Here is a 23,224-nt window from a genome sequence, read left to right on the forward strand (position 1 = left end):
TGAATTTTCATGCTGGCATATTGTTCTGGTTTTACGATCCCTTCTTGCCTTTAAACGTTATAAGCGTTTAAATTGCCCCCCATATACTGTCAGACCGACTGTATTTGCGTGGTAAATCGAAAAACTATTCTTCGCCACGCCTGGACGGGAGCATATCCCGCTGAAATTGAGCAAATTTTCCGCTGTATCGTCCCGTCAGGGATGGCGAAAATCTCAACGTATTCAACACCACATCCACAGGCAGTAAGGTTTTATGACCCATCACTTGAAATCGCGTGACATTATCGCGCTGGGCTTTATGACATTTGCGCTGTTCGTTGGCGCAGGTAACATCATTTTTCCTCCAATGGTTGGCTTACAGGCGGGTGAACACGTCTGGACGGCTGCGTTTGGCTTCCTGCTTACTGCCGTGGGCCTGCCGGTACTGACCGTTATCGCGCTGGCGAAAGTCGGTGGCGGTGTGGACAGCCTCAGCACCCCGATTGGCAAAGTGGCTGGCGTTCTGCTGGCAACCGTCTGCTATCTGGCTGTTGGCCCGCTGTTCGCAACCCCGCGTACGGCGACCGTCTCCTTTGAAGTGGGTATTGCCCCGCTGACCGGTGACGGCGCGATGCCGCTGTTTATTTACAGCCTCATTTACTTCGCCATCGTTATTCTGGTTTCTCTCTATCCCGGCAAACTGCTGGATACTGTGGGTAACTTCCTGGCACCGCTGAAAATTGTGGCGCTGATTGTGCTGGCGGTTGCAGCCATCGTCTGGCCTGCGGGGCCCATCAGCTCCGCGATGGACGCCTACCAGAACGCGGCGTTCTCAAACGGTTTCGTGAACGGCTATCTGACGATGGATACGCTTGGCGCGATGGTGTTTGGTATCGTTATCGTTAACGCCGCGCGTTCCCGCGGGGTGACCGAAGCGCGTCTGCTGACTCGCTACACCATCTGGGCTGGCCTGATGGCCGGTGTCGGCCTGACGCTGCTGTATCTGGCGCTATTCCGTCTGGGTTCAGATAGCGCAACGCTGGTCGATCAGAGCGCAAACGGCGCGGCGATCCTGCATGCTTACGTGCAGCACACCTTTGGTGGTGCAGGCAGCATGCTGCTGGCGGCGCTGATTTTCCTGGCCTGTCTGGTGACGGCGGTGGGTCTGACCTGCGCCTGCGCGGAGTTCTTCGCTCAGTATCTGCCGCTTTCTTACCGCACGCTGGTGTTTATCCTCGGCATCTTCTCCATGGCGGTGTCAAACCTCGGTCTGAGCCACCTGATTCAGGTCTCAATTCCGGTGCTGACGGCGATCTATCCGCCATGTATCGTGCTGGTAGTGCTGAGCTTCACCCGTCCGTGGTGGCATAACTCCACGCGAATTATTGCGCCAGCCATGTTTATCAGCCTGATTTTTGGTATCCTTGACGGGATCAAAGCATCAGCATTTGCAGAAATCCTGCCAGCCTGGACACAGCGTCTGCCGCTGTCCGAGCAGGGCCTGGCCTGGCTGATGCCTTCCGTTGTAGCGCTGGTTCTGGCGATTATCTGGGACCGTGCGGCAGGGCGTCAGGTGACATCCAACGCCCATTAATCAACGGCAACAAATTGTTTAACCACGGGGCTTAAGGCCCCGTGGTTTTTTGTTTTTTTCGTGTTGAATGGCAAGATTTTAATGGAAAGCACTAACAAACTTAAACGTGGATTGAGCACCCGCCACATCCGCTTTATGGCGCTGGGCTCGGCTATCGGTACCGGTCTTTTTTATGGCTCGGCAGATGCCATCAAAATGGCCGGTCCAAGCGTTCTGCTGGCCTACATCATCGGCGGCGTGGCGGCGTATATCATCATGCGCGCCCTTGGCGAAATGTCGGTTCACAACCCCTCTGCCAGTTCCTTCTCCCGCTACGCGCAGGAAAATTTAGGCCCGCTGGCCGGGTTTATCACCGGCTGGACCTACTGCTTCGAAATCCTGATTGTTGCCATTGCCGATGTGACGGCGTTTGGTATCTATATGGGGGTCTGGTTCCCCGCCGTGCCGCACTGGATCTGGGTGCTGAGCGTGGTGCTGATTATCTGCGCCGTTAACCTGATGAGCGTGAAGGTGTTTGGCGAGCTGGAGTTCTGGTTCTCCTTCTTCAAGGTCGCGACCATTATCATCATGATCCTCGCCGGTTTCGGCATTATCATCTGGGGTATCGGCAACGGTGGACAGCCAACCGGCATTCACAACCTGTGGAGCAACGGCGGCTTCTTTAGCAACGGCTGGCTCGGGATGGTCATGTCGCTGCAGATGGTCATGTTCGCCTATGGCGGAATCGAGATTATCGGCATCACCGCCGGGGAAGCGAAAGATCCGGAGAAGTCTATTCCGCGCGCCATCAACTCGGTGCCGATGCGCATCCTGGTGTTCTACGTGGGCACGCTGTTTGTGATTATGTCCATCTACCCGTGGAACCAGGTGGGCACCAACGGCAGCCCGTTTGTCCTGACTTTCCAGCATATGGGCATTGCGTTTGCCGCCAGCATTCTCAACTTTGTGGTGCTGACCGCCTCGCTGTCGGCCATCAACAGTGACGTGTTCGGCGTGGGCCGTATGCTGCACGGCATGGCGGAGCAGGGCAGTGCGCCGAAGGTGTTTGCCAAAACGTCGCGTCGCGGTACCCCGTGGGTAACGGTGCTGGTCATGACCGTGGCGCTGCTGTTCTCGGTCTACCTGAACTATATTATGCCGGAGAACGTCTTCCTGGTGATTGCGTCGCTGGCGACCTTTGCGACGGTGTGGGTGTGGATCATGATCCTGCTGTCGCAGATTGCGTTCCGTCGCCGCCTGTCGCCAGAAGAGGCCAAAGCGCTGAAGTTTAAAGTGCCGGGCGGCGTGCCAACGACCATTGTCGGTCTCATCTTCCTGGTCTTCATCATTGGCCTGATTGGTTATCACCCGGATACCCGTATTTCCCTGTACGTGGGCTTCGCGTGGATCGTCCTGCTGCTGGTGGGCTGGATGTTTAAATGTCGCCGCGATCGTCAGCTGGCGGAAGCACAGTAACATTCTTTTCCCCTCTCCCCGTGGGAGAGGGTTCCCCACAAATTAATGCGAGCACTGAGCAATCCCCTCGCCCCTCCGGGGAGAGGGTTAGGGTGAGGGGAACATACGGCGGTGGTGGTCATTCCGTTCACTTTATGTTCCTTGCTACTCTGTAACGACATGACCGGTGAACGTGCCAGGGTGGCTCAGTCGCCACCACCCTGGCGACCCGTGCTCCCGGCGGTAAATCGCCGCTTCGCGGTGCCCTCGGCTTATTCCTTCCGGCTTATCGGGTACGGGCGGAGGCAACGTCCCTGTAAAGCCGCCCTCTCGGCGCATCCCTGCGCCTCGCCCCGGCCGGAAGGCAAACGCCTCAGCGATTTACAGCCGGACCAGGGCATCGCTGACAGCCCTCAGTCATTTAGAAAGCAACTTTATTGCTTCTGCATAAAAAAATTACTGGGGATCCCTCAGCCCCGTGGGAGAGGGTTAGGGTGAGGACATCAGGCCGCACTGATGCCTCCTCCCCCGTCCTCCTCCCCCAATAAATCCCATCATGGTGAGCTATCCTTAACAACCCTGTGGCAAGGTGACGTCAATTTCATCAAAGGGGATTCGTGATGTTAAACGCCTGGCACCTTCCGGTTGCCCCATTTGTTAAGCAAAACAAAGACAACCTTGTGATTACGCTCTGGCTGGCAGGGGAAAATCAGCCTGAACGTGTGACCCTGCGCGCCGAAGTGGATAACGAAGAGACATCGCTGAAAATGCACAAGGTGCGCAGCCAGCCTCAGCCGGGTATTACGGCGTGGCGGGCGAATATCGATTTGCGCAGCGGACAGCCGCGTCGCCGCTACGGCTTCAAGCTGCTGTGGAACAACCGCCAGCTGTGGTTTACCCCGCAGGGCTTCAGCCGTTTCCCTCCGGCCAGGCTGGAGCAGTTTGCCGTGGATCACCCGGATAACGGCCCGCAGTGGGTTAACGATCAGGTCTTTTACCAGATTTTCCCGGACCGCTTTGCGCGCAGTGAAAAGCGCACCGCCGATCAGGACAAGGTTTATTACCATCATGCGGTCGGTCACGACATCATTCTGAAAAAATGGGACGAGCCGCTGACCGCCCAGGCGGGGGGATCGACCTTTTACGGCGGCGATCTCGACGGTATCAGCGAAAAACTGCCATACCTGAAAAAGCTCGGCGTGACGGCGCTGTACCTGAACCCGGTGTTTAAAGCGCCAAGCGTTCACAAATACGATACGCAGGACTACCGCCACGTTGACGAGCAGTTTGGCGGTGACGAGGCGCTGCTGCGGCTGCGCCACAACACGCAAAAAGAGGGTATGCGCCTGATCCTTGATGGCGTGTTCAATCACAGCGGTGATTCTCATGCGTGGTTCGACCGTCACAATCAGTCGATGGGCGGCGCATGCCATAATCCGGACTCCCCCCAGCGTGACTGGTACAGTTTTGACGAGAATGGCCGCGCCCTGGACTGGCTGGGCTACCCGAGTCTGCCGAAGCTCGATTTCCAGTCGTCAACGCTTGTGAATGAAATCTACGGCGGCGAAGACAGCATCGTGCGCCACTGGCTGAAAGCGCCGTGGAATATGGACGGCTGGCGGCTGGACGTGGTGCATATGCTGGGTGAAGCAGGCGGGGCGCGGAATAACCTTCAGCATGTCGCCGCCATTACCCGGTCGGCAAAAGCGGCCCGGTCGGAAGCATTCGTCTTCGGGGAGCACTTTGGCGACGCGCGTCAGTGGTTGCAGGCAGATGCAGAAGACGCGTCGATGAATTATCGCGGCTTCACCTTCCCGCTGTGGGGCTTCCTCGCTAACACCGATATCTCTTACGATCCGCAGAATATTGACGCTGAAACCTGCATGGCGTGGATGGAGAACTATCGCGCTGGCCTGTCTCATCAGCAGCAGCTTCGGATGTTTAACCAGCTCGACAGCCACGATACCGCGCGCTTTAAATCGCTGCTGGGTAAAGATGTGGCGCGTCTGCCGCTGGCGGTGACCTGGCTTTTCACCTGGCCGGGCGTGCCGTGCATCTATTACGGAGATGAAGTGGGGCTGGACGGTAACAACGATCCGTTCTGCCGCAAAACCTTCCCATGGGAGCCTGAAAAGCAGGATCAGGATCTGTTCAGCCTGTACCAGCGTATGGCGACACTACGCAAGCAGAGCCAGGCCCTGCGCTACGGGGGCTGTCAGGTGATGTACGCCCAAGATAATGTGGTGGTGTTTGTCCGCGTCTACAACCAGCAGCGCGTGCTGGTGGCGATCAACCGGGGTGAGGCGTGTGAAGTGGTGCTGGAAGATTCACCGCTGCTGGCCGGTAAAACGTGGAAGAGCAAAGAGGGGAAAGCGACGTTACAGGAGAACGTGCTCACGCTGCCGGCGATCTCCGCTACGCTCTGGTTCGGCAGCTAAGCGCAGGCAGCATGGTTTTCACCTTTTAGATGGCGCAAATGCAACTATTTGTGTCAATCTTAACGGATCTTTTACGGTGAAGGTGGAAACATGGACGAGCTTTACATCCTTGGCTGTTTGTTCCTGGTTTTTGCGCTGGTCGTGGCCCCCGTGCTTGCGGTGATAGGCTTTAATCGAAGCACGGCGGCGCGGCAGGAGATCGCCCGGCTTCGCCAGCGCATTGAGGCGCTTGAGCAGCATGGTGTAGCTGAGAAAGCGCCGGAGCCGGTGCAGACCGCCGCGCCAGTGGAGACACCAGCGCCGGTGCCAGAGGCCGTTAACGCACCTGTCGATCCCTGGCGTCCCGAACCGCCCGTCACTGAAGCAGAACCTGCGCCTGTCCCGGCGGCAAAACGGCCTTCCGCCTTTGGCGGCATCCTGTCCTCGCTGACGCGCTGGTTTATGCAGGGCAATCCGCTGGCAAAACTGGGGATTGTACTGCTCTTCCTCGGCCTCTCTTTCCTGCTGCGCTATACCGTTGAACATTCACTGTTTCCGCTTGAGCTGCGTCTTGCCGCCACGGCGCTGTTTGCCATGGTTCTGCTGGCCGTTGGATGGCGGCTGCGGCACAGGCAGCGGATCTACGCGCTGATCCTCCAGGGCGGGGCGACCGGCGTGCTTTACCTGACCGTCTTTGGCGCATTCCGGCTGTGGCAGATGCTGCCGATGACGCTGGCGTTTGCGCTGCTGGTGGTGATTTGCGCGGCGAGCGTCGGGCTGGCCGTGCTGCAAAAGGCGCTGAGCCTTGCCATGCTGGCGAGCCTGGGCGGATATCTTGCGCCGCTGCTCCTGTCTACCGGGGGCGGTAGCTTTGTGGCGCTGTTCTCCTTCTATCTTCTGCTGTCCATCGGCATTCTCGTCATTAGCATCTGGCAGCACTGGCGCGAGCTCAACCTGCTCGGGCTGTTCTTCACGTTTGGCGTTGGCGGAGTGTGGGGGCTGAGCGACTACCAGCCTGAAAACTATGTTATCTGTCAGCTGTTCCTGATTGCCAATACGCTTATTTTTGGCGTGTTTAGCGTAGCGCTGTCGCTGCGGGCGCAGGAAAAAGGCAAACAGATTATTGACGGCGTACTGCTGTTTGCCCCGCCGCTGATTGGTTTTGGGATGCAGTACGGCATGACGTCTCACTGGACGTACGGCCCGGCGCTCAGCGCGCTGGGTTATGGTGCGTTTTATCTCTCACTGGCGTTCCTCGCGCTGCGACGTTACCCCTCCATTGGGCGACCACTGATTATGGCGGCGCTGGCGATTGGCGGCGGGTTTGCCACGCTTGCCATTCCGCTGGCGCTTTCGGCGCGCTGGACGGCGATGGCCTGGGCGCTGGAGGGGCTGGGTATCCTCTGGCTGGGCGTGCAACAGCAGCAGCGGCGTATGAGCTATAGCGGGACGGCGCTGCTGGTGCTGGCGCTCGGCAGCGCGATATGGGCGCAGATGGACGGCGTCACCTCCCTGAGCCTGCTGCTTATTTTCGCAGTGCTCAGTCTTTGCTGGCTGGCTGCGGCCTGGCTGTGGCAGAAAATCGTGCTGTCGGGCAGTTGGGCGCTGCTGGTCGGTGGGCTGCTGTTCTGGTTAGTGGCGCAACTGGGTGCGTCGCAACTGATCCTCAAGACAGAATTATCGGTTCTTGCGGGCGTGCTGGCGCTGACGGCGGTGTCGGCCTGGGGATGGCGGCAGGCTGCCGCTCGTCTGGCATGGCGGGAGCTGGATGCCAGCAAATGGCTGCTGTGGCCGGTGATGCTGCTGATGGTGCTTTATCAGGTCTGGCAACAGCAGATCCTGGCAGCCGGCTGGGCAAATCTGGTCTGGGCTATTGCGCTGCCTGCCGCCCTGATGATGCTGCGGCGCGACGAAGATAAACTTCTTCCGCGCATCGCAATGGGGCTGCATCTGTCGCTGTTGTGGATGATTTTACTCGCCATGGCCGCCGAGCTTTACTGGTTTGCCCGCTCCCTGCCATGGGGCATGGCGGCCTGGGGAAGCGGCATTGCGATGGCTGTCGGCGGTGGGGTGATTATGGCGCTCTCCGCGGCCGTACGGCGTCGCGGGTGGCCGTTCCGGGTATGGCCTGCGCTCTACGCCTGCCTTGCCGTGATCCCTGTGGTTGTGGCGCTGGTGGTATTGCTGGTCGTGACTAATTTCCAGGACGGGGTAGTCTATCGACAGACCTGGCTGCCGCTGGTGAACCCACTTGAGGAAGGGGCGGCGTTCGCGCTGCTGGGGCTGGTGGTGTTTTATCGGGCAGTGGATCGCCACTATCCGGCATCGCTTGCGCAGTCCCGACCGTGGCCCGCCGTTGTGCTGATGGCGCTTGGCTTCTGGTGGCTAAACGGCGCGCTGCTGCGCGCGCTGGCGTGGTACGGCGAGGTGGCCTGGAATATGGAGTCGCTGTGGCATTCGCGGCTTATCCAGACCACCTTTGCCCTGTTCTGGATGTTCTGCGCGCTGGTGGTCATGATCCGCGCCACCCGTCAGGCCTCCCGTCAGCAGTGGCTTGCCGGTGCGGTGCTGCTGGGGGTGGTCATGCTCAAACTGATGCTGGTGGACAGCGCGGGCGGTGGCGGCCTGGCGCGTGCTGTCGCGTTTATTGGCGTGGCGATCCTGGTCCTGATTGTGGGCTATTTCTCGCCGCTACCGCCTAAAGCAGGAGAAGAAAAATGAAATGGATGAATGCGGTTGTTTGTGCGGCACTGCTGGCCGTGGCCGGTCCGGCATTCAGCGAGGGCGCGCCGGTGGAATCCCCGCGGGATTATGCTTATGGCCTGTCCCTTGATACCTCTGCCTCTTCGCCGTGGTATCGGGTCATGCTGCCGCTGGCGGTTTATCAGCAGAGCACATCGCCCGATCTGCGCGACGTGCGCGTGTTTAATCAGTCGGGCGAGCCGGTACCGTTCAGCCTGGTTACCACGACGCGTCCGCAGTCAGCACCGACCACCACGGCGCTGCGCCTCTTTGCGCTTAACGCCTCGACGGGCGGGGAAGAGGGCAGTGGCGATAAAATTATGTTACGTGCCAGAAACGGCGTGGAGATTGTGCTGGAAGGGCAACACGCGGCGGCTGCCGGACAGCATTATCTGCTGACCCTGCCGGAAAACGCGACGGAGGTTCCGCTCTCTCAGCTCCAGCTTTTCTGGGACACGCCGCAGGGCTCGTGGCAGGGGACGGCATCGGTCTATTACAGCGAGGATCTGAAAAACTGGTATACCCTGCGCGAAGAGATGCCCCTGCTGGACGTGATGAGTGGACAGGATCGCCTGAAGCTCGACCGCATCGATACCGATCTGGTGTTATCTCCTGAGGCGAATCGCTATCTGCTGCTGGTGCTGAACACGGGGCGTTCAGCCCTGACGTTGTCCGGCGTCAACGCGATTAACGCTCCTGCGCAGCCGGAATCAGAGCACATTAGCCTGGCGGGAGAGGGGGAGCGGCTATCCGAAAGCGAAGCCGTGTGGCGCTGGACGCATCCGCAGCCTCTGAGTGCGATCGCCTTCATGCTGAATGGTGACGGCGTTCTCCCGGCAGAAATAGCCTGGCGGGGGGCGGACAAGGATCGGTGGCATACGCTGAAAAAAGAGGTGATCTACCAGCTCGGCGGCAAAACGTCTGAACCTGTTCCGCTCCCGGGCGGGCTGGTCGAGGCGGTAAAAATCAAGACCTTCAATGCGCGTTTGCCAGAGAACCTGCCGGGCGTGATCGGGCAACGCGTGCGCTATGATCTGGTGTTCAACGCGCAGGGGAAGGGGCCGTATCTGCTTGCGTGGGGGAACGGGGCTGCGAAACCGGCAAGCGTGGAGACGGATATGCTGATCCCGACCGAACTGCGTAAAACCTACGCTCTGGCAGCCCTGCCGATGGCGGATACGCTGGAACCTGTCCCGCTGGGCGGCGAGGCGCGTTTAACCGCGACGTCTGCGGCTGAGCAGGAAAGCAGAATGAAAACGCTGATGGTCTGGGGCGTACTGATCGTCGGGGTGATGGTGCTTGCGGGTATGGCATGGCGCATCTGGCGCGAGGTAAAAAAAGACGGCGCAGCATAAGCCATAAAAAAACCCGCGTAGTCGCGGGTTTTTTTCGTAAACCGTGCCGATTACAGGCTGGATACGTTCTCAGACAGGTATTTAGCTACGCCGTCTGGGGAAGCCGCCATACCTTCTTTACCTTTTTCCCACTGAGCCGGGCACACTTCACCGTGCTCTTCGTGGAACTGGAGCGCGTCAACCATGCGCAGCATTTCGTCGATGTTACGACCCAGCGGCAGATCGTTCACAACCTGGTGACGAACGATGCCGTTCGCGTCGATCAGGAAAGAACCACGCAGCGCAACGCCAGCGTCCGGATGTTCGATACCGTAAGCCTGCTGGATTTCACGTTTGATGTCCGCAACCATCGCGTATTTCACCGCACCGATGCCGCCGTTTTCGACAGGGGTGTTACGCCATGCGTTGTGTACAAATTCAGAGTCGAAGGAGACGCCAACCACTTCCACGCCACGCTTCTGGAATTCTTCGTAACGTTTGTCGAACGCGATCAGCTCAGACGGGCAAACGAAAGTGAAGTCCATTGGCCAGAAGAACAGAACAGTCGCTTTACCGTTGGTGTGCTGTTTGAAGTTGAAGTTTTCAACGATTTCACCGTTGCCCAGAACGGCGGCAGCTGTAAAATCCGGAGCCGGACGAGTTACCAGAACCATATGATTCTCCTGTAGATACTAAGGTTATTTGGAACGCAACGCGGGCCAGTATAGAGGCAGCGCGGGAATAAGACAAAGAGGTGGTAACAATCGTTCCACCAGCTTTTACCTATCAATCGAACCGGCATCACAGTTCTTTATTTTTCGCCTGCGCCATCATGCGCGGGTAGAACTGCCAGAAGCGCGTCTCCAGCGCGTCATAATGTTTGTCCAGGTCGTGCCAGGAGTCGCGCAGCGCGTCCAGACGCGGTCGACGGCTGGCCATGCCGTTGAGCACGTTCTGAATGAAATCCATCTCGCGGTAACGCTCCAGCCAGCGTTCAGACCACAGATAGTTATTCAGATTCACAAAGCGCGGTGGGGAGTCCGGCAAAATGATCGACACCTGCGCGTGGGCGTAGCGCACAAACTCAGGCAGCGACATATCAGGCGACAGCTGGGACCAGTGGCGCGACAGGAAATGATCCCACATGACGTCGAGCGTGATCGGCGCCACGCGTCGCGTTTCGGGGCGGAACCAGGCTTTGGCTTCCGTCACTTCCGGCAGGTTATCGGTCAGCACGTCGATGCGGCGGTGCATAAAAATCCCGTCGATAACCTCGGGGGAATAATCTTCCGCGGGGTTGCCGCGTACGAAATCGGCCAGCAAATTGCCGGAGAGGGAGCTGTCCGCGAGGTGAGCGAGATGCAGGTGAGCGAGAAAATTCATGCGTTTTATTTGTCCGGTGGCGGCTAGTTGTTGCAGCAAATGGGTGGGAGCACTAGACTATGCCGCCTGTTTTTAAGTCACGAGTATACGTCATGCGCGTCGCCGATTTCTCCTTTGAACTACCTGAATCCCTGATTGCTCACTACCCCATGCCTGAGCGTAGCAGCTGTCGCTTGCTGTCACTGGACGGGCCAACGGGCGCGCTGACGCACGGTACTTTCACCGATCTGCTCGACAAGCTCAACCCTGGCGATCTGCTGGTCTTTAACAATACCCGCGTGATCCCAGCGCGTCTGTTTGGCCGTAAAGCCAGCGGCGGCAAGATTGAGGTGCTGGTCGAACGTATGCTCGATGATAAACGTATTCTGGCACATATTCGCGCATCCAAAGCGCCGAAGCCGGGCGCTGAACTGCTGCTGGGTGATGACGAGAGCATCAAAGCGACCATGACCGCGCGTCACGACGCGCTGTTCGAGGTGGAGTTCAACGACGAGCGCACGGTGCTTGATATCCTCAACGCCATCGGCCACATGCCGCTGCCGCCGTACATTGAACGCCCGGATGAAGAAGCCGACCGCGAGCTGTATCAGACCGTCTACAGCCAGAAGCCTGGCGCAGTGGCGGCGCCAACGGCGGGCCTGCACTTTGATGAACCGCTGCTGGAAAAGTTGCGCGCCAAGGGTATTGAGATGGCCTTCGTGACGCTGCACGTCGGCGCGGGGACGTTCCAGCCGGTGCGCGTGGACAGCATCGAAGACCACATCATGCACTCTGAGTATGCCGAAGTGCCGCAGGAGGTTGTGGATGCGGTGCTGGCGGCGAAAGCGCGCGGTAGCCGCGTCGTGGCCGTCGGTACAACGTCGGTACGTTCCCTTGAGAGCGCTGCGCAGGCCGCGAAAAAAGAGCTGATTGAGCCCTTCTTTGGCGATACGCAGATCTTTATCTACCCGGGCTATCAGTACAAAGTCATTGATGCGCTGGTGACCAACTTCCATCTGCCTGAATCGACGCTGATTATGCTGGTCTCCGCGTTTGCGGGGTATCAGCATACTATGAACGCCTACAAGTCTGCGGTAGAACAAAAATATCGCTTTTTTAGCTACGGTGACGCGATGTTTATCACGTACAATCCGCAGGCTTTGAATGAGCGTGTCGGGGAATAAGTCCGCGGCACCGTGTTACAACGTTGGACTGTTTTTCTGACGTCGGAGAAAAAATGAAATTTGAACTCGATACCACCGATGGCCGCGCGCGTCGCGGTCGCCTGGTGTTTGATCGCGGCGTGGTAGAAACCCCCGCGTTTATGCCTGTGGGCACGTACGGCACCGTAAAAGGAATGACGCCGGAAGAAGTTGAAGCCACTGGCGCACAGATTATTCTCGGCAACACCTTCCACCTGTGGCTGCGTCCAGGCCAGGAGATCATGAAGCTCCACGGCGACCTGCACGACTTCATGCAGTGGAAAGGCCCCATCCTCACCGACTCCGGCGGTTTCCAGGTCTTCAGCCTGGGCGATATCCGTAAGATCACCGAGCAGGGCGTACACTTCCGTAACCCGATCAACGGCGATCCAATCTTCCTCGATCCGGAAAAGTCTATGGAGATTCAGTACGATCTCGGCTCCGATATCGTGATGATCTTCGACGAATGTACGCCATACCCGGCGGACTGGGACTATGCCAAACGTTCCATGGAGATGTCCCTGCGTTGGGCGAAGCGTAGCCGCGACCGTTTTGACTCCCTGCAAAACAAAAATGCGCTGTTCGGCATTATCCAGGGCAGCGTTTACGAAGATTTACGCGATATCTCGGTTAAAGGTCTGGTAGAGATAGGCTTTGATGGCTACGCTGTCGGCGGTTTGGCTGTGGGTGAGCCGAAGGAAGATATGCACCGTATTCTGGAGCATGTCTGCCCGCAAATCCCGGCGGATAAACCACGATACCTGATGGGTGTGGGTAAACCAGAAGATCTGGTGGAAGGCGTACGTCGTGGCATTGATATGTTCGACTGCGTTATGCCAACCCGAAACGCACGTAACGGTCATCTGTTCGTTACCGATGGCGTGGTGAAAATCCGTAACGCGAAGCATAAGAGTGACACCAGCCCGCTCGATTCCGAGTGCGATTGCTATACCTGTCGCAATTATTCTCGCGCGTATCTGCATCATCTCGATCGTTGCAACGAGATTTTGGGGGCGCGTCTCAATACCATTCATAATCTTCGTTATTATCAGCGCTTAATGGCTGGTTTACGTAAGGCTATCGAAGAGGGTAAATTAGAGAGCTTCGTGACCGATTTCTACCAACGTCAGGGGCGGGATGTTCCACCGTTGAACGTTGATTAATTTTAATAATGAGGGAATTTGAATGAGCTTTTTTATTTCTGATGCGGTAGCAGCAACGGGTGCACCAGCGCAGGGCAGCCCGATGTCTCTGATTCTGATGCTGGTTGTGTTCGGTCTGATCTTCTACTTCATGATCCTGCGTCCACAGCAGAAGCGTACTAAAGAGCACAAAAACCTGATGAACTCCATCGCGAAGGGCGATGAAGTCCTGACCAATGGTGGCCTGGTGGGTCGCGTAACCAAAGTAGCGGAAAACGGCTACATTGCTATCGCCCTGAACGACACCACTGAAGTGGTTATCAAACGTGACTTCGTAGCTGCCGTTCTGCCGAAAGGCACCATGAAGGCGCTGTAATCCCAACTTTTCCCAAAGGGAACTGCCGTGTTAAACCGTTATCCTTTGTGGAAGTACATCATGCTGGTCGTCGTGATTATCGTCGGCCTGCTGTACGCGCTTCCCAACCTGTATGGTGAGGATCCGGCCGTTCAAATCACTGGCGCGCGCGGTGTCGCCGCCAGTGAGCAAACGCTGATCCAGGTCCAGAAAACGTTACAAGAAGAAAAAATTACCGCTAAGTCTGTGGCACTGGAAGAGGGCGCAATTCTTGCTCGCTTCGACACCACCGACACGCAGCTCCGCGCACGTGAAGCGCTGATGGGCGTGCTGGGTGATAAATATGTCGTGGCGCTTAACCTTGCTCCTGCAACCCCACGCTGGCTGGCTGCGCTGAACGCAGAGCCAATGAAACTGGGTCTTGACCTGCGTGGCGGCGTTCACTTCCTGATGGAAGTGGATATGGATACCGCGCTCGGCAAGCTACAGGAACAGAATATCGACAGCCTGCGCAGCGATCTGCGCGATAAAGGCATTCCGTACACCACCGTACGTAAAGAAGATAACTACGGCATGAGCATCACGTTCCGCGACAGCGCGGCACGCGATCAGGCTGTGACCTATCTGTCTCAGCGTCACCGCGATCTGGTGATCACCTCTCAGGGCAGCAACCAGCTGCGTGCGGTAATGACCGACGCGCGTCTGAGTGAAGCACGTGAGTACGCCGTTCAGCAGAACATTAACATTCTGCGTAACCGTGTAAACCAGCTGGGCGTGGCTGAACCACTTGTACAGCGTCAGGGTGCTGACCGTATCGTGGTCGAACTGCCAGGTATCCAGGATACCGCCCGTGCGAAAGAGATTCTGGGCGCGACGGCGACTCTGGAGTTCCGTCTGGTTAACGCCAACGTTGACCAGGCTGCTGCGGCTTCAGGCCGTGTGCCGGGCGATTCCGAAGTGAAACAGACCCGCGAAGGCCAGCCGGTTGTGCTGTACAAACGCGTGATCCTGACCGGTGACCATATCACCGACTCCACTTCAAGCCAGGATGAGTACAACCAGCCGCAGGTTAACATCTCGCTGGATAGCGCAGGTGGCAACATCATGTCTAACTTCACCAAGGACAACATCGGCAAGCCGATGGCGACCCTGTTCGTGGAGTACAAAGACAGCGGTAAGAAAGACGCCAATGGCCGTGCCGTGCTGGTGAAAGAGGAAGAGGTGATTAACATCGCCAACATCCAGTCTCGTCTGGGTAACAGCTTCCGTATTACCGGTATCAGCAACCCGAACGAAGCGCGTCAGCTCTCTCTGCTGCTGCGTGCCGGTGCGCTGATTGCGCCAATTCAGATTGTTGAAGAGCGTACCATCGGTCCAACCCTGGGTATGCAGAACATCAAGCAGGGTCTGGAAGCGTGTCTGGCCGGTCTGGCGGTGTCCATCATCTTCATGATCTTCTTCTATAAGAAGTTCGGCCTGATTGCGACCTCCGCGCTGATTGCCAACCTGGTGCTGATCATCGGTATCATGTCCCTGCTGCCGGGGGCGACGCTAACCATGCCGGGTATCGCGGGTATCGTTCTAACCCTTGCGGTGGCGGTCGACGCCAACGTACTGATAAACGAACGTATCAAAGAAGAGCTGAGCAACGGTCGTTCTGTACAGCAGGCGATTGAAGAAGGCTACAAAGGGGCGTTCAGCTCCATCTTCGATGCGAACGTAACAACACTGATTAAGGTTCTTATCCTGTATGCAGTGGGTACTGGCGCGATCAAAGGCTTTGCGATTACTACCGGTATCGGTGTCGCAACGTCGATGTTTACCGCTATTGTCGGCACCCGTGCCATCGTGAACCTGCTGTACGGCGGCAAGCGCGTCAAAAAGCTGTCTATCTGAGGAGTGCGTTGTGGCACAGGAATATACTGTTGAACAATTGAACCACGGCCGTAAAGTCTGGGACTTTATGCGCTGGGACTACTGGGCCTTCGGCATTTCAGGTTTTCTGCTGATCTTGTCCATCGTCATTATGGGCGTGAAAGGCTTTAACTGGGGTCTGGATTTCACCGGTGGTACGGTGATCGAAATTACCCTGGAAAAACCGGTCGATATGGACCAGATGCGTGAGTCTCTGCAAAAAGCGGGCTTTGAAGAGCCGCTGCTACAGAACTTCGGCAGCAGCCGCGACATCATGGTGCGTATGCCGCCGGTACACGATGCCAACGGCAGCCAGGAGCTGGGCAGCAAGGTCGTTCAGGTTATTAACGAAACGACCAGCCAGGATGCAACGGTTAAGCGTATTGAGTTTGTCGGCCCGAGCGTTGGTGCTGACCTGGCGCAGACCGGTGCGATGGCGCTGCTGGTGGCGCTGATCTCGATTCTGATTTACGTCGGTTTCCGCTTTGAGTGGCGACTGGCGGCAGGCGTGGTTATCGCTCTGGCGCACGACGTGGTGATCACCATGGGCATACTGTCTCTCTTCCACATTGAGATTGACCTGACGATTGTGGCATCCCTGATGTCCGTTATCGGTTACTCACTGAACGACAGTATCGTGGTATCTGACCGTATTCGTGAAAACTTCCGTAAGATCCGTCGCGGCACGCCGTACGAAATCTTTAACGTGTCGTTGACCCAGACGCTGCACCGTACGTTGATCACCTCCGGCACCACCCTGATGGTGATCCTGATGCTGTTCCTGTTCGGTGGCCCGGTGCTGGAAGGCTTCTCGCTGACCATGCTGATCGGTGTGTCTATCGGTACGGCCTCGTCTATCTACGTCGCGTCCGCGCTGGCGCTGAAGCTGGGCATGAAGCGCGAGCATCTGATCCAGCAGAAAGTCGAGAAAGAAGGGGCGGATCAGCCGTCCATTCTGCCGTAAGAGTCTTATGCGGTATCGAAATCCCGGCCTGCTGGCCGGGATTTTTTTTGTCTACTCCTGACAGTATGCATACCGCTGCTTCCGGCTCGACAGGTGCCTCAATATTGTGCAGACGGAGAGACGCTTTAGCGAAAGTGCGGACAGAGCTCTGGCAGATTTTTTGAGGAAGGTGAAGCAGTAAAAAGCCGGGTGGCGGCTACGCCTTACCCGGCCTACATTCGGATCGTAGGCCCGGCAAGCGCAGCGCCACCGGGCGAAGTCCGCACAGGTTAGAAGTTGTAACCCACGACCAGGTAACCACCCCAACCGGTAGAGCGAACGCTGAAGTCGCCGTTGCCGAAGTTCAGGCTGGCGTCGTCGTTCCACTGACCACCGTTGTGCCAGTAACGCGCAACAACAGAGTAGTGCCAGTGATCGTAGTTCAGCGCCAGAATGTGGCTGGAGGCGATGGAGTTACTGGTGCGAGCATGCTTCCCGTTGTTGTCATAGAAGTTATCGTCGCCCAGGTCTGAACCCCAGTCAAAGTTGGTGAAGCCGATATAGCTCAGGTTACCGCCCCACAGCTGAGTGATTGGCACAAAGTATTTCACTTTGAAACGGTAGCCATCCCACTCGTTCTCATTTGATGCGCCATAGTTCTGCCACTGGTATTTCGCATACACGTTCAGTGACAGGCTCATTGGCAGGCCGGTTTCGATGTCAGTACCCAGACCCATATACCAGGTGCTCTGTTCCTGAGAATCGTTGCGACCCATGTCATAGATGTAGTTGTTCGCGAAGTACCACTCTTTGAACGGACCAAACGCCAGGCTGGTGCCGGTCAGTTTGTCGATAGAGAAACGCGGTTCGATTTCCATGAACAGCGGGGAGCCATTGTTCCAGATACCTTTCGCATCGGAGTTACCGCCGAAGAATACCGGCAGATCGACGTAGCCGTAGAAATCAAACCAGTCTTTCTTGGCAAACGCTTCGTATTCCAGGTAGGTATCGTTGCGGATCTGCGGCCCGAAACGGGTGTGGTAGCTGCCTACCACGTTAACGCTCTGGTGCCACCAGTCGGAGAGATAATGTGGTTTGTCGTTTTCCGCTGCGTTAACAGTGAAAGGGGAGGACAGTGCCAGCACGGCGCCAGCTGCGAGTAATGTTTTTTTCATAATCATGCCACTGATTGAAATTCCCTTCCGGGAGTGAAAAATGCGCGAATTGCGTTTCTAAATATTTCGTGTTTCTGCGGAGCCTATTATAGGAATCCTTGCTCACAAAAATATGTGTTGTTTCACATATCTCTCACACACGTAATCGATTGCGTTCACGTTTGCGTACTTTAAACGGCCGGGATTGTAGCGGCAATCATTTATGTTGCCAATCCATACGAAATGTAAATGTTAGCGGAGTGACATTTCACTCCGCTAGAAGGGCGGGTTATTGCGCGGCAGGTTGAATGTCGTGAATGCGGATAAAACCCAACTGTTCTGGCGTCAGTCCGCTCAGCTGGAGCGGGATATCAACATCGCTCGGTGCCAGCGTGCTGGCGGGGGCAGTGAAGAGCTGATTCTTCACGTTCACTTCCTGATAGCTCTCCGTGGTGCCCTGAATCTGGCCCCACTCTACGGTGCCGCTGAAGGCGGGAAGCGGATCGTTGGATTCACCCTGAATGCGTAATGTTGCGCGCGTACCATCGGCATTCGCTGCAACATTCACCAGAGACATCTTTAGCGTGCCAATCTGGCTGTTCAGACGCGCGGGCGTGTTTGCGCCCGGCAATAAATAAACGCCATTGCTGGATTTGGCATTCAGCGCGTTCTGCTGGGTGATCTTCACGGTTTCTTTATTAAGTTTGTCCATCGCCACATTGAGCGTATTCACGCTTTGTTTCATCTCGCGAACTTCACTTTGCTGTGCGCAGGCGCTGAGCGTGAACAGGCTCCCAACCAGCACTATTTTCAGGTAACGTCTTGTCATTGCGTTTAATTCCTTGAAATCACACATTGCTGCAATGGTAGACAGGATAGTGGCGTCAGGCATAGATCCTTTGTCTCAAAAAGCTCTTCCTTTGTTGTCGGGCCAGTTCAGGGTAAAATAGAAATCAGTTAACCAGATAACAGGGACATCGTATGCATTGCCCATTTTGCTCCGCTGTGGATACCAAAGTCATCGACTCACGTCTTGTAGGCGAAGGGTCTTCCGTGCGTCGTCGTCGGCAGTGTCTGGTGTGCAACGAGCGTTTTACCACCTTCGAGGTGGCAGAGCTGGTAATGCCGCGCGTGGTAAAAAGTAACGATGTGCGCGAACCGTTCAATGAAGAAAAACTGCGTAGCGGGATGCTCAAGGCGCTGGAAAAACGGCCCGTCAGCTCCGATGACGTCGAAATGGCGTTAAATCATATTAAATCTTATCTGCGGGGGCTAGGTGAGCGCGAAGTGCCGAGCAAAATGATCGGTAACCTGGTGATGGAACAGCTAAAAAAGCTCGATAAAGTCGCCTATATTCGCTTCGCCTCCGTTTACCGCAGCTTCGAAGACATTAAAGAGTTTGGCGAAGAGATCGCCCGCTTACAGGATTAAGCCTATGCAGGACGAGATGTACATGGCGAGAGCCATGAAGCTGGCACAGCGCGGTCGGTTTACCACTCACCCTAACCCTAATGTCGGGTGCGTCATTGTTAAAGATGGCGAGATCGTGGGTGAAGGTTTTCACTACCGCGCAGGCGAGCCGCACGCTGAAGTGCATGCCCTGCGCATGGCGGGGGAGAGGGCGCGTGGCGCGACGGCTTACGTGACGCTGGAGCCATGCAGTCATCACGGGCGCACGCCTCCGTGCTGCGAAGCACTGATTGCGGCGGGAGTCTCGCGCGTTGTCGCCGCCATGCAGGATCCTAACCCGCAGGTGGCGGGCCGCGGGCTGTATCGTCTGCAACAGGAAGGGATCGACGTCAGTCACGGCCTGATGATGCAGGATGCCGAAGCCATCAACAAAGGCTTCCTGAAGCGTATGCGCACCGGTTTCCCGTTTATCCAGCTTAAGCTTGGCGCGTCACTGGATGGCCGCACGGCGATGGCGAACGGCGAGAGCCAGTGGATCACCTCGCCACAGGCAAGGCGCGATGTGCAACGTCTGCGTGCGCAAAGCCATGCTATTCTCACCAGCAGTGAAACGGTGCTGGCTGACGATCCGGCCCTGACCGTGCGCTGGGATGAGCTGAATGCCGATACCCAAGCACTCTATCCGCAGGAGAACCTGCGTCAGCCGCTGCGCATTATTATTGATAGCCAGAACCGCGTGACGCCGGAACACCGTATCGTGCAGCAACCGGGGGAAACCTGGATTGCCCGCACCAAAGAAGATACGCGCGAGTGGCCGCAAGGCGTGCGCAGCATTATGGTGCCGGAACATAACGGGCATCTCGATCTCGTGGTGCTGATGATGTTGCTCGGCAAACAGCAGGTCAACAGCATCTGGGTTGAAGCCGGTCCGACGCTCGCCGGCGCACTGCTTCAGGCGGGGCTGGTGGATGAGCTTCTCGTCTACGTTGCGCCTAAACTGTTAGGTAATGACGCGCGCGGCCTGTTTGTGCTGCCCGGCCTTGAAAAACTGGCCGATGCGCCGCAACTCTCATTCAGCGAGATTCGTCCGGTAGGTCCGGATGTCTGCCTCCATTTAACGACAGCGTAATTGCTCCTGAAATAGGGAAGCAGTGCGCAAAGTATTATGATAAAATCCGCCCCCCTGCGGGGCCAAATGAACCCGTAAAGGAAGAGTATGAACATTATTGAAGCTGCTGTAGCTACCCCGGACGCTCGCGTCGCCATCACCATTGCGCGTTTCAACAACTTCATCAACGACAGCCTGCTGGAAGGTGCGGTTGACGCCCTGAAACGTATCGGCCAGGTTAAAGATGACAACATTACCGTCGTTTGGGTACCAGGTGCTTACGAACTGCCACTGGCAGCGGGCGCACTGGCGAAAACCGGTAAATACGACGCGGTGATTGCGCTGGGTACCGTTATTCGTGGCGGCACTGCGCACTTCGAATACGTTGCGGGCGGTGCAAGCAATGGTCTGGCGCACGTTGCACAGGATGCTGAAATTCCTGTCGCGTTCGGCGTACTGACTACCGAAAGTATTGAACAAGCCATCGAACGTGCTGGCACCAAAGCCGGTAACAAAGGTGCAGAAGCTGCACTGACCGCGCTTGAAATGATCAATGTATTGAAAGCCATCAAGGCCTGATTTTTTTGTAAGGGGAATTCCGTGAAACCTGCTGCTCGTCGCCGCGCCCGTGAATGTGCCGTCCAGGCACTTTACTCCTGGCAGTTGTCCCAGAACGACATCGCTGATGTTGAATACCAGTTCCTGTCAGAACAGGACGTGAAAGACGTTGACGTTCTGTACTTCCGTGAACTGCTGTCGGGAGTGGCGACTAATAGCGCGTATCTCGATGGTCTGATGAAGCCATACCTGTCCCGTCTGCTCGAAGAGCTGGGCCAGGTCGAAAAAGCAGTGTTGCGTATCGCGCTGTTTGAGCTGTCTAAACGTGATGATGTGCCGTACAAAGTGGCCATCAACGAAGCGATCGAACTGGCAAAAACCTTCGGCGCTGAAGACAGCCACAAGTTTGTAAACGGCGTGCTGGATAAAGCCGCACCTGCGATCCGTCCCCACAAAAAGTGATCCGCAAACCGGAGTCTTGCATTGCCTTTTTGGCAGTGCGGCTCCGGTTTTTTCTTTTATTTGCTGAGGCATAACGTATGGCATGCGGCGAATTCTCCCTGATTGCCCGTTATTTCGACCGTGTCAGAACCTCTCGTCTTGATGTTGAAACCGGCATTGGCGATGACTGCGCACTTCTCAATATTCCCGAAAAACAGACGCTGGCAATCAGCACCGACACCTTAGTATGTGGGCGTCACTTCCTGCCCGATATCGATCCTGCTGACCTGGCGTATAAGGCGCTGGCGGTAAACGTTAGCGATCTGGCGGCAATGGGCGCCGACCCGGCCTGGCTGACGCTGGCTCTGACCCTGCCGGAGGTGGATGAAGCCTGGCTTGAAGCCTTCAGCGATGCCCTGTTTGAACAGCTGAATTATTACGATATGCAGCTGATTGGCGGTGATACCACCGCCGGGCCGCTGTCGATGACCCTGGCAATCCACGGCTATGTGCCAGCGGGGCGCGCGCTGAAGCGTTCGGGCGCAAAACCGGGCGACTGGATCTACGTGACCGGTACGCCGGGGGATAGCGCGGCCGGGCTGGCGATCCTTCAGAACCGTTTAGCAGTTGAAGATGCTGACGATGCGGCGTACCTGGTGAAGCGCCACCTGCGGCCCACGCCGCGTATTTTGCACGGTCAGGCGCTGCGCGAGCGGGCCAGTTCTGCTATCGATCTCTCTGACGGGCTGATCTCCGATCTCGGCCATATCCTGAAGGCCAGTGGCGTGGGCGCACGGATCGATCTGGATCTGTTCCCACTGTCAGAGCCGTTGCGTCGCCATGCCGAGCCTGAACAGGCGCTGCGCTGGGCACTATCCGGTGGGGAAGATTATGAGCTGTGCTTTACCGTTCCCGAGCTGAATCGCGGGACGCTGGATGTGGCGTTAGCGCATCTGGGGGCGAAATTTACCTGCATCGGGCAGGTGATGCCGGAAAGTGAAGGGCTGCTGTTTGTCCGCGACGGCGCCCCGGTTACGCTTGACTGGAAAGGGTACGATCACTTCGCGTAATTTTGTGCGCTCTGTATTGCCGGGTGGCGCTGCGCTTACCCGGCCTACGGATTTTGTTCCCTGAATTGTTTATTTAAACCCTACCACCGGATGTTGCTGATACGGCGTCTCCAGCTCGGCAATCTGCTCCGGCGTCAACGATAAGTCCACCGCACTCAACAACTCGTCCAGCTGTTCTTCCCGCGATGTGCCCACAATCGGCGCGGCGACACCGCGCTTGCTCAGCAGCCACGCCAGCGCTACCTGCGCGCGCGTTGCACCGATATCGTCGGCGATCCCGGCTAATCGTTCGGCAATTAACGCATCGCTGGCTTCTGTATCGTCATACAGATTTTTACCTACTTCATCCGATACCAGCCGGGCGGTAGTTTCACCCCACGGACGGGTTAACCTTCCGCGCGCCAGCGGGCTCCACGGGATCACCGCCACGCCTTCCTGGTAGCAGAGCGGCAGCATCTCACGTTCTTCTTCCCGGTAGATCAGGTTGTAGTGATCCTGCATAGTGACAAAGCGCGCCCAGTCGTTCTGCGCCTGGAGATCGAGCGCCTGAGCAAACTGTGAGGCATGCATGGACGATGCGCCGATGTAGCGCGCTTTACCGGCTTTCACGACGTCGTTCAACGCTTCAAGCGTCTCTTCGATCGGCGTGTTGTAATCCCAGCGGTGAATTTGCAGCAGGTCGACGTAATCCATGTTCAGGCGTCTGAGGCTGTCATCAATGGAGCGCAGGATCTGCGTGCGAGAAAGGCCTTCCGCCAGATCGCCTGACGGGTAATACACCTTGGTGGCGACCACAATCTCATCCCGACGGGCAAAATCTCGCAGGGCGCGGCCCACAATCTCTTCGCTGCTGCCGTCGGAGTAGCTGTTGGCGGTATCGAAGAAGTTGATGCCGCCGTCAATGGCGCGCTTAATGATAGGGCGGCTGCTCTCTTCCGGCAGCGTCCAGGCGTGATTTCCCCGGTCAGGCTCGCCAAACGTCATGCAGCCCAGGCAAAGCCGGGACACCTTGAGGTCTGTTTTTCCTAATGTCGTGTATTGCATGGTTCCGCTCCTGCTGTTTAA

General features: G+C 56.9%; 20 protein-coding genes and 1 pseudogene. 16 read left to right on the top strand and 5 right to left on the bottom strand.

Annotated elements, in window-relative coordinates; all coding sequences use genetic code 11:
- Positions 1 to 253: 253 nt before the first annotated feature.
- From brnQ to BFV65_RS04575, 5 genes are all read left to right on the top strand, one after another.
- Positions 254 to 1,573 carry a branched-chain amino acid transporter carrier protein BrnQ gene (gene brnQ, locus BFV65_RS04555; RefSeq protein WP_003859118.1) on the top strand — a complete coding sequence of 440 codons (1,320 nt, stop codon included), beginning with the start codon at positions 254 to 256 and terminating at the stop codon, positions 1,571 to 1,573.
- Positions 1,574 to 1,654: 81 nt separating this feature from the next.
- Positions 1,655 to 3,028, top strand: coding sequence for a proline-specific permease ProY (gene proY / locus BFV65_RS04560; protein ID WP_017383160.1), 1,374 nt, complete (start codon positions 1,655 to 1,657; stop codon positions 3,026 to 3,028).
- 599 nt (positions 3,029 to 3,627) lie between these two features.
- Positions 3,628 to 5,445 carry a maltodextrin glucosidase gene (malZ, locus tag BFV65_RS04565; RefSeq protein WP_069596287.1) on the top strand — a complete coding sequence of 606 codons (1,818 nt, stop codon included), beginning with the start codon at positions 3,628 to 3,630 and terminating at the stop codon, positions 5,443 to 5,445.
- 90 nt (positions 5,446 to 5,535) lie between these two features.
- On the top strand, positions 5,536 to 8,145 hold the full coding sequence (locus tag BFV65_RS04570) for a DUF2339 domain-containing protein (protein WP_069596288.1): 2,610 nt from the start codon (positions 5,536 to 5,538) through the stop codon (positions 8,143 to 8,145).
- Positions 8,142 to 9,521, top strand: coding sequence for a DUF3999 family protein (locus tag BFV65_RS04575; protein WP_069596289.1), 1,380 nt, complete (start codon positions 8,142 to 8,144; stop codon positions 9,519 to 9,521). The genes BFV65_RS04570 and BFV65_RS04575 overlap by 4 nt, the downstream gene beginning before the upstream one ends.
- Before the next feature lie 50 nt (positions 9,522 to 9,571).
- On the opposite strand, the gene BFV65_RS04580 is transcribed toward BFV65_RS04575, so the two are convergent.
- Positions 9,572 to 10,174 (bottom strand): peroxiredoxin C, encoded by a 603-nt coding sequence (locus tag BFV65_RS04580; RefSeq protein ID WP_003859113.1) that lies wholly within the window; start codon positions 10,172 to 10,174, stop codon positions 9,572 to 9,574.
- A gap of 127 nt (positions 10,175 to 10,301) precedes the next feature.
- Entirely contained in the window at positions 10,302 to 10,883 is a 582-nt protein-coding gene (gene acpH, locus BFV65_RS04585; protein WP_022647220.1) for an ACP phosphodiesterase, read from the bottom strand.
- Positions 10,884 to 10,975: 92 nt separating this feature from the next.
- On the opposite strand from acpH, the gene queA reads away from it, so the two are divergent.
- The 6 genes and pseudogenes from queA to BFV65_RS23055 all read left to right on the top strand — a co-directional run.
- On the top strand, positions 10,976 to 12,046 hold the full coding sequence (gene queA, locus BFV65_RS04590; RefSeq protein ID WP_022647221.1) for a tRNA preQ1(34) S-adenosylmethionine ribosyltransferase-isomerase QueA: 1,071 nt from the start codon (positions 10,976 to 10,978) through the stop codon (positions 12,044 to 12,046).
- Between the two features lie 53 nt (positions 12,047 to 12,099).
- Positions 12,100 to 13,227 (top strand): tRNA guanosine(34) transglycosylase Tgt, encoded by a 1,128-nt coding sequence (tgt, locus tag BFV65_RS04595; RefSeq protein ID WP_003859110.1) that lies wholly within the window; start codon positions 12,100 to 12,102, stop codon positions 13,225 to 13,227.
- 22 nt (positions 13,228 to 13,249) lie between these two features.
- A complete protein-coding gene (gene yajC, locus BFV65_RS04600; RefSeq protein ID WP_003859109.1) occupies positions 13,250 to 13,582 on the top strand; it encodes a preprotein translocase subunit YajC in 333 nt (110 codons plus the stop codon).
- A 27-nt stretch (positions 13,583 to 13,609) separates the two neighbouring features.
- Positions 13,610 to 15,457: a protein translocase subunit SecD gene (gene secD / locus BFV65_RS04605; RefSeq protein WP_032621613.1), complete on the top strand. Its 1,848-nt coding sequence runs from the start codon at positions 13,610 to 13,612 to the stop codon at positions 15,455 to 15,457.
- 10 nt (positions 15,458 to 15,467) lie between these two features.
- Positions 15,468 to 16,439, top strand: a complete 972-nt coding sequence (secF, locus tag BFV65_RS04610; protein WP_003859105.1) for a protein translocase subunit SecF — start codon at positions 15,468 to 15,470, stop codon at positions 16,437 to 16,439.
- Between the two features lie 70 nt (positions 16,440 to 16,509).
- A pseudogene (locus tag BFV65_RS23055) lies at positions 16,510 to 16,620 on the top strand (DNA-binding transcriptional regulator); the annotation flags it as partial.
- An 88-nt stretch (positions 16,621 to 16,708) separates the two neighbouring features.
- Here the strand turns inward: BFV65_RS23055 and BFV65_RS04615 are convergent.
- A complete protein-coding gene (locus tag BFV65_RS04615; protein ID WP_069597087.1) occupies positions 16,709 to 17,593 on the bottom strand; it encodes a nucleoside-specific channel-forming protein Tsx in 885 nt (294 codons plus the stop codon).
- Positions 17,594 to 17,861: 268 nt separating this feature from the next.
- Complete coding sequence (locus tag BFV65_RS04620) at positions 17,862 to 18,401, bottom strand: SadB/YajI family lipoprotein (protein ID WP_003859100.1); 540 nt, start codon at positions 18,399 to 18,401, stop codon at positions 17,862 to 17,864.
- 152 nt (positions 18,402 to 18,553) lie between these two features.
- Between BFV65_RS04620 and nrdR the strand changes: the two genes are divergently transcribed.
- The 5 genes from nrdR (at position 18,554) to thiL (ending at position 22,159) form a co-directional block, all read left to right on the top strand.
- Positions 18,554 to 19,003, top strand: coding sequence for a transcriptional regulator NrdR (gene nrdR, locus BFV65_RS04625; RefSeq protein ID WP_003859099.1), 450 nt, complete (start codon positions 18,554 to 18,556; stop codon positions 19,001 to 19,003).
- Positions 19,004 to 19,007: 4 nt separating this feature from the next.
- Positions 19,008 to 20,111: a bifunctional diaminohydroxyphosphoribosylaminopyrimidine deaminase/5-amino-6-(5-phosphoribosylamino)uracil reductase RibD gene (gene ribD, locus BFV65_RS04630; RefSeq protein ID WP_045307868.1), complete on the top strand. Its 1,104-nt coding sequence runs from the start codon at positions 19,008 to 19,010 to the stop codon at positions 20,109 to 20,111.
- An 87-nt stretch (positions 20,112 to 20,198) separates the two neighbouring features.
- Complete coding sequence (gene ribH, locus BFV65_RS04635; protein ID WP_003859098.1) at positions 20,199 to 20,669, top strand: 6,7-dimethyl-8-ribityllumazine synthase; 471 nt, start codon at positions 20,199 to 20,201, stop codon at positions 20,667 to 20,669.
- A 21-nt stretch (positions 20,670 to 20,690) separates the two neighbouring features.
- Positions 20,691 to 21,110, top strand: a complete 420-nt coding sequence (nusB, locus tag BFV65_RS04640) for a transcription antitermination factor NusB (RefSeq protein WP_006809908.1) — start codon at positions 20,691 to 20,693, stop codon at positions 21,108 to 21,110.
- A gap of 77 nt (positions 21,111 to 21,187) precedes the next feature.
- Positions 21,188 to 22,159 (top strand): thiamine-phosphate kinase, encoded by a 972-nt coding sequence (thiL, locus tag BFV65_RS04645; RefSeq protein ID WP_048966732.1) that lies wholly within the window; start codon positions 21,188 to 21,190, stop codon positions 22,157 to 22,159.
- Between the two features lie 69 nt (positions 22,160 to 22,228).
- Here thiL and BFV65_RS04650 read toward each other — a convergent pair whose 3' ends face one another.
- On the bottom strand, positions 22,229 to 23,203 hold the full coding sequence (locus BFV65_RS04650; RefSeq protein ID WP_069596290.1) for an aldo/keto reductase: 975 nt from the start codon (positions 23,201 to 23,203) through the stop codon (positions 22,229 to 22,231).
- Positions 23,204 to 23,224: the final 21 nt, after the last annotated feature.

The organism is Enterobacter hormaechei subsp. hoffmannii (genome assembly GCF_001729745.1).
Classification (GTDB): Bacteria; Pseudomonadota; Gammaproteobacteria; order Enterobacterales; family Enterobacteriaceae; genus Enterobacter; species Enterobacter intestinihominis.

Bases quoted from the DNA above. Each gene is read 5' to 3' on its own strand.
- BFV65_RS04580 (WP_003859113.1), bottom strand. From the start codon at position 10,174: ATGGTTCTGGTAACTCGTCCGGCTCCGGATTTTACAGCTGCCGCCGTT.
- queA (WP_022647221.1), top strand. From the start codon at position 10,976: ATGCGCGTCGCCGATTTCTCCTTTGAACTACCTGAATCCCTGATTGCT.
- ribH (WP_003859098.1), top strand. From the start codon at position 20,199: ATGAACATTATTGAAGCTGCTGTAGCTACCCCGGACGCTCGCGTCGCC.
- yajC (WP_003859109.1), top strand. From the start codon at position 13,250: ATGAGCTTTTTTATTTCTGATGCGGTAGCAGCAACGGGTGCACCAGCG.
- BFV65_RS04620 (WP_003859100.1), bottom strand. From the start codon at position 18,401: ATGACAAGACGTTACCTGAAAATAGTGCTGGTTGGGAGCCTGTTCACG.
- BFV65_RS04650 (WP_069596290.1), bottom strand. From the start codon at position 23,203: ATGCAATACACGACATTAGGAAAAACAGACCTCAAGGTGTCCCGGCTT.
- proY (WP_017383160.1), top strand. From the start codon at position 1,655: ATGGAAAGCACTAACAAACTTAAACGTGGATTGAGCACCCGCCACATC.
- ribD (WP_045307868.1), top strand. From the start codon at position 19,008: ATGCAGGACGAGATGTACATGGCGAGAGCCATGAAGCTGGCACAGCGC.
- tgt (WP_003859110.1), top strand. From the start codon at position 12,100: ATGAAATTTGAACTCGATACCACCGATGGCCGCGCGCGTCGCGGTCGC.
- malZ (WP_069596287.1), top strand. From the start codon at position 3,628: ATGTTAAACGCCTGGCACCTTCCGGTTGCCCCATTTGTTAAGCAAAAC.
- BFV65_RS04615 (WP_069597087.1), bottom strand. From the start codon at position 17,593: ATGAAAAAAACATTACTCGCAGCTGGCGCCGTGCTGGCACTGTCCTCC.
- nrdR (WP_003859099.1), top strand. From the start codon at position 18,554: ATGCATTGCCCATTTTGCTCCGCTGTGGATACCAAAGTCATCGACTCA.
- BFV65_RS04570 (WP_069596288.1), top strand. From the start codon at position 5,536: ATGGACGAGCTTTACATCCTTGGCTGTTTGTTCCTGGTTTTTGCGCTG.
- thiL (WP_048966732.1), top strand. From the start codon at position 21,188: ATGGCATGCGGCGAATTCTCCCTGATTGCCCGTTATTTCGACCGTGTC.
- BFV65_RS04575 (WP_069596289.1), top strand. From the start codon at position 8,142: ATGAAATGGATGAATGCGGTTGTTTGTGCGGCACTGCTGGCCGTGGCC.
- brnQ (WP_003859118.1), top strand. From the start codon at position 254: ATGACCCATCACTTGAAATCGCGTGACATTATCGCGCTGGGCTTTATG.
- acpH (WP_022647220.1), bottom strand. From the start codon at position 10,883: ATGAATTTTCTCGCTCACCTGCATCTCGCTCACCTCGCGGACAGCTCC.